The sequence below is a fragment of the Rhizobium sp. BR 314 genome (assembly GCF_047445805.1).
In the GTDB taxonomy this organism is placed as follows: Bacteria; Pseudomonadota; Alphaproteobacteria; order Rhizobiales; family Rhizobiaceae; genus Rhizobium; species Rhizobium lusitanum_B.
Map to the genome: position 1 here is coordinate 1 of NZ_JARWLA010000089.1, position 4,258 is coordinate 4,258.

A 4,258-nucleotide genomic window follows, 5' to 3' on the forward strand; every position below is an offset into this window, starting at 1 on the left:
GGTCCAGTTGCCGCTCTGATCKACGCTCAGCGTGCCGTAAGCACCAGTCACAGAGCCGCCTACGTTGCTGGTCTGGCCATTGCCGGCAATCAGAGACCAGGTGAGCGTCGGGCTGTCGACATCAGCGCCGGTCAGATGGCCGGTTGCCGTGTTGTGAGCCGCGTCGTCGGCTACGCCAATACCAGCCTCAGTGACGCTGCCGGTGGCAGTGTCGTTACCGACCAGCGTAATCGTCGGGGCATCGTTCGTGCCTATGATCTTGATGCTGAACGTACCGCTGGTTTTGCTGCCGTCACCGTCGGTCAACGTATATTCGATCGACAGGATCGACGTGTGACCAAGCGATAGAACATCGAATGCAGTTCCGGGTGTGATAACCACATGGCCCGCATCGATAGAGATCATCGACGGGCTCAGCGTCAAGCCGGCAAGATCGCCCGTAGCCTTGACGCTGTCGATATGGATCGCACCGCTCGCAGCCGCCCCGTCGGCACCGAAAGCAATAGTGCCCGCTGTAAGAGTAAAGGTTGCATTGTCGTTCTCAAGCATAGATCCGAGCGAAACGGTGCTTGCTATCGGCTTGTCGTCGCTGATGTTAAAGGTCAGCGTCGCAGTCTGGCTTTCACCATCAATCGGCGCATCGCTGATTTTAACAGAGAAGTCGTCATGATTGCCTGTGCCGCTCGTCGCACCTGTCAGCGTATAGGTGTAATTGATGGCCGTCGCGGTGACGCTGACGATATGCAGTGTTCCGTAAGTGCCCTGAATGTTGGCGTTGGTATCACCATTAGCGATTGCAGCACCTACATTGAATGTATGGCCGCTGATTGTCACCGTCGAAGGTGCGTCGCCTGCGGTAATCGCAATACTGCCCGAATGGACGTTGGAAACGCCCGGCGTACCCGTGCCCCCCGACAAGCCGCTTTCGCTAACACTTGACACCAGCCCTACAGAAGAAATTGTCGGTAGGTTGTCCGTGGCCGACTGAACGACGATGGTCACGGAGCCACTGACCGGAGTTACGGAATCGCCGTCGAAATCCGTCGCCGTCAGATATTTCGAGAAATCGAGCGGAAGCGTCTTGCCGCCGTCAATCGCATGGTACAGGTCGAATGTGGCATGACCACTGGTCGGATCGACCGTCAACGTAAATACGGTGACACCTCCGGCAGAGCCAGTGATCGTATGTCCATCCGTGCTGGCGAGCGTGATGGCCGCGCCGTTGTAGGTCAATCCTGTTCCGCCGGTCAGGTTACCGGAAGAGGTTCCGGCAGTGATCGCGTTCACAGTCCATGCCATCGGGCCGTCGGCGCTGGCATGAACCAGTGAGCTCAGATCCAACGTCGTCTCGGCAGGGGCGTTGGTGGGTATCGTCGTCACCGTGTCGGTAACATGGATGTTGTCGGCTGTAATTGTTAGCGAATTGTCGTGCGGATCAATCGTGATCGACGTCAATTGCTTGCCTTCGAGCGCCGTGCCAGCTGCAGAGAAAGTCGAGGCAACGGTTGTTACCGAGTACGTGGCACCATTGGCATCAGTTCCGATGATTGTGACGGTCTTGGACGAGGGGCCGTGCTTGTCAAAGACACCGATATCCATTTGCGTGATGACAAAAGTCGTCCCCGGGTTAGACGTCAGTACGATATCACCACCCTTCGATGACGAGCCGACCTGGCCGCCGCTGACGCTGCCTTCGGTTACCGTCAGATTGGCACTCGCGGGCGTCACCGAGCTAAAATCAATTACGTAAGATCCCGTCGTCACCACAGGTGTATTGATTGCTGTTTCCGAGACCGTTGCGGAAACCGCGGCGTGATCAACAAGCGTCGGCACGTCGTCGATCACATCGATCGCGAAGCTCTGCGAGCCCTTCGTTGTGTCACCGTCCCCATCATGGCCGGCAACCTGGAAGGTCAGCCTGATATCCGAAAGGTTGGCCTGACCGTTGACGTCGTCGAGCGGCTTGTAAAGCGTGAAGTTGTAAGCGCCGCTGGCATGGCTGGCGTCCTGAGACAGGACAACCTTGAAGACCCAGCTCGACGTGTCGCCCGAATTGCTGCCGGTATATGCGATCAGCGTCATGCCGTCGCTGCTGAGCGAATAGGACAGCGCATGACCGCCAGAGCTGAGCTTGGTCGCGTCAAGCGTCTGATTGTTGGCGTAGCTCGCGGCGAAATAGCTGCCGTTCGAACCTGCCACGAAACTGACGGCGTGGGCGGCTGGGCCGTCAGCACCGAAGGCAAAATTGAGCGCTACCGAGCCTGTGCTGATGCCAGAAGGTGACAGCGCACCCGAACCGGTCAGAAGATTATGCTCGACAAGTGTCTGCGCCGAGACAGCATTACCGATCGACGGGCCGTCATCATCGAAGCGGATGCTGCCGCCGATGGAAACGGACTTGCTGACGGTATCGCCGTCGCTATCGGTCGCGCTTAGGACCGCCGAAAGCTTGCCGGAGAGATTGACCAAATCACCATCCGACTTCGACGGGTCAGGATTGTAGAGCGACATGTACTGGGCGATGCTGACCTTACCGCTGGTATCGAGGCGAATCGCAAAGGCGATATCGCCACCTGCGGTCTTGCCGATTACGGTGCCGTCGGCGAGCTGCGAGAGCGTAATCGCCTGACCTGCGGTCGTCTTCAAGCCGGAGTCGGGATTATCGATATGGAGCGTCAAGCTGCTCGTCGCACCTGGCGCATCGTCGGCGCCCATCGAGACCCATCCAGAGACGACGTTATGCTGTGCATAGACCGTCGACATGTGGGAATCGTTGCCGCCCGTGATTCCAGCAAACAGGTTGGCGATCGCCTTGGTGGCGCTGACATCGTCATCGCCTCTGCCGCTCTCGTCGATCGTGATCGATCCCGTAAGGGCCAGCGTGACCTTCGGCACATCATCGACTATGGTGACGTTCAGGCCGCCCTTCAGGACGACGCTATCACCGTCGCGGTCAGTCGCCTGAATGATGGAGCCGAAGTCGATGGCAGAGATCGAGCCACTACCGGAGCGCAAGTCGTTACCGGAACCGGCGACGTTATCGAGATGGTCATATTGCTGGAAGGTGAAGCTGCCATTGCCGGACAACGCCAACGAGAGCACCGGGCGGTCCAGAAGCGGATTGAAGCCGTTTTGGTGGTCGTTATCAACATAGCCGATGATCACATTGTTGACGACGGTATAGGAGAGTGCTTCGCCGCCCGAGGTTAGATGCAGGCTAGCCAAAGTCGACGTAGCATTGGCCGTGAAGCTGAAGCCACCACCAACTGCCGCGCCGTCCGCACCGAAAGAGACGGTCGAAGCAACGGAGCCGGATACTGTCGCCGCAAAGCCGAGGCCGAGTAGTGCGAACTGCGAGGACGAGCCATCATGCGTCCCACCGGGCGGATTGTTGCCGTCGGCGAGAAGATTGTGAATGTCGCCTTCGTCGGCCCTGACAGCGATGGCGCCAGTGACAACAGGCTTGTCGTCTGCCACGGTAACGGAGAAGCTGTTCGAAGACGTATCGCCATCCGAATCCGTTGCGGTGTAGCCAAAGGTCAGCTTGATGCTATCAGAGGTCTTGGCGTCGTCGAGCGACTGCATCAGCGTGAAGCTATAGTGACCCTTATCGGTGTCGGACAACGTCGCATAGAACACGACGTTGGATCCGGAAGTCGCCGTCGGAACAGCCCCGCCGGTGTAACCAACCAGCGTACCATCAGCCAGCAAAACCGTATGAACCGCAAGACCATGCGAACTCAGCGTGCCATCCTGACCTTCAGCCGTGACGTTGGCGTTGGTGAAGGCAACCGAACGGTCGCCGGCGCCGCCCTGGTTGGTGTTGCCRTTGTCGGCACCCCAGGAGATGTTCAGCGAACCGGTGGCAATCGCATCGGTCGCGACATGCGGGTTCTCATTGCCGCCCGGCAGAGCACCTTCGGTGACCGAGCCKGCGTCGCCGGTGCCGGCAACGGGCTTGTCGTCGGCAACGGTGACCGAGAAGCTGTTCGAAGACGTATCGCCGTCCGAATCGGTTGCCGTGTAGCCGAAGGTCAGCTTGATGGCATTGGAATCCTTGGCATCGTCGAGAGACTGTACCAGCGTGAAGTTATAGTGGCCGTTGTCGGTGTCCGACAGCGTCGCGTAGAACACGACGTTCGATTTGACCGAGCCCTCGCCATCCAGGACAGTCGTCGGAGCGACTTCACCGGTGTAGCCAACCAGCGTGCCATCGGCCAGCAGAACCGTATGAACGACCTGACCATGTGAGCTCAGG

At 58.6% G+C, this 4,258-nt stretch carries 1 protein-coding gene; it reads right to left on the minus strand.

Annotation, left to right across the window (positions count from 1 at the left end):
* Positions 1 to 4,258: beta strand repeat-containing protein (locus QD461_RS36330; protein ID WP_414091612.1), on the minus strand; the 4,258-nt coding region annotated here is incomplete at both ends.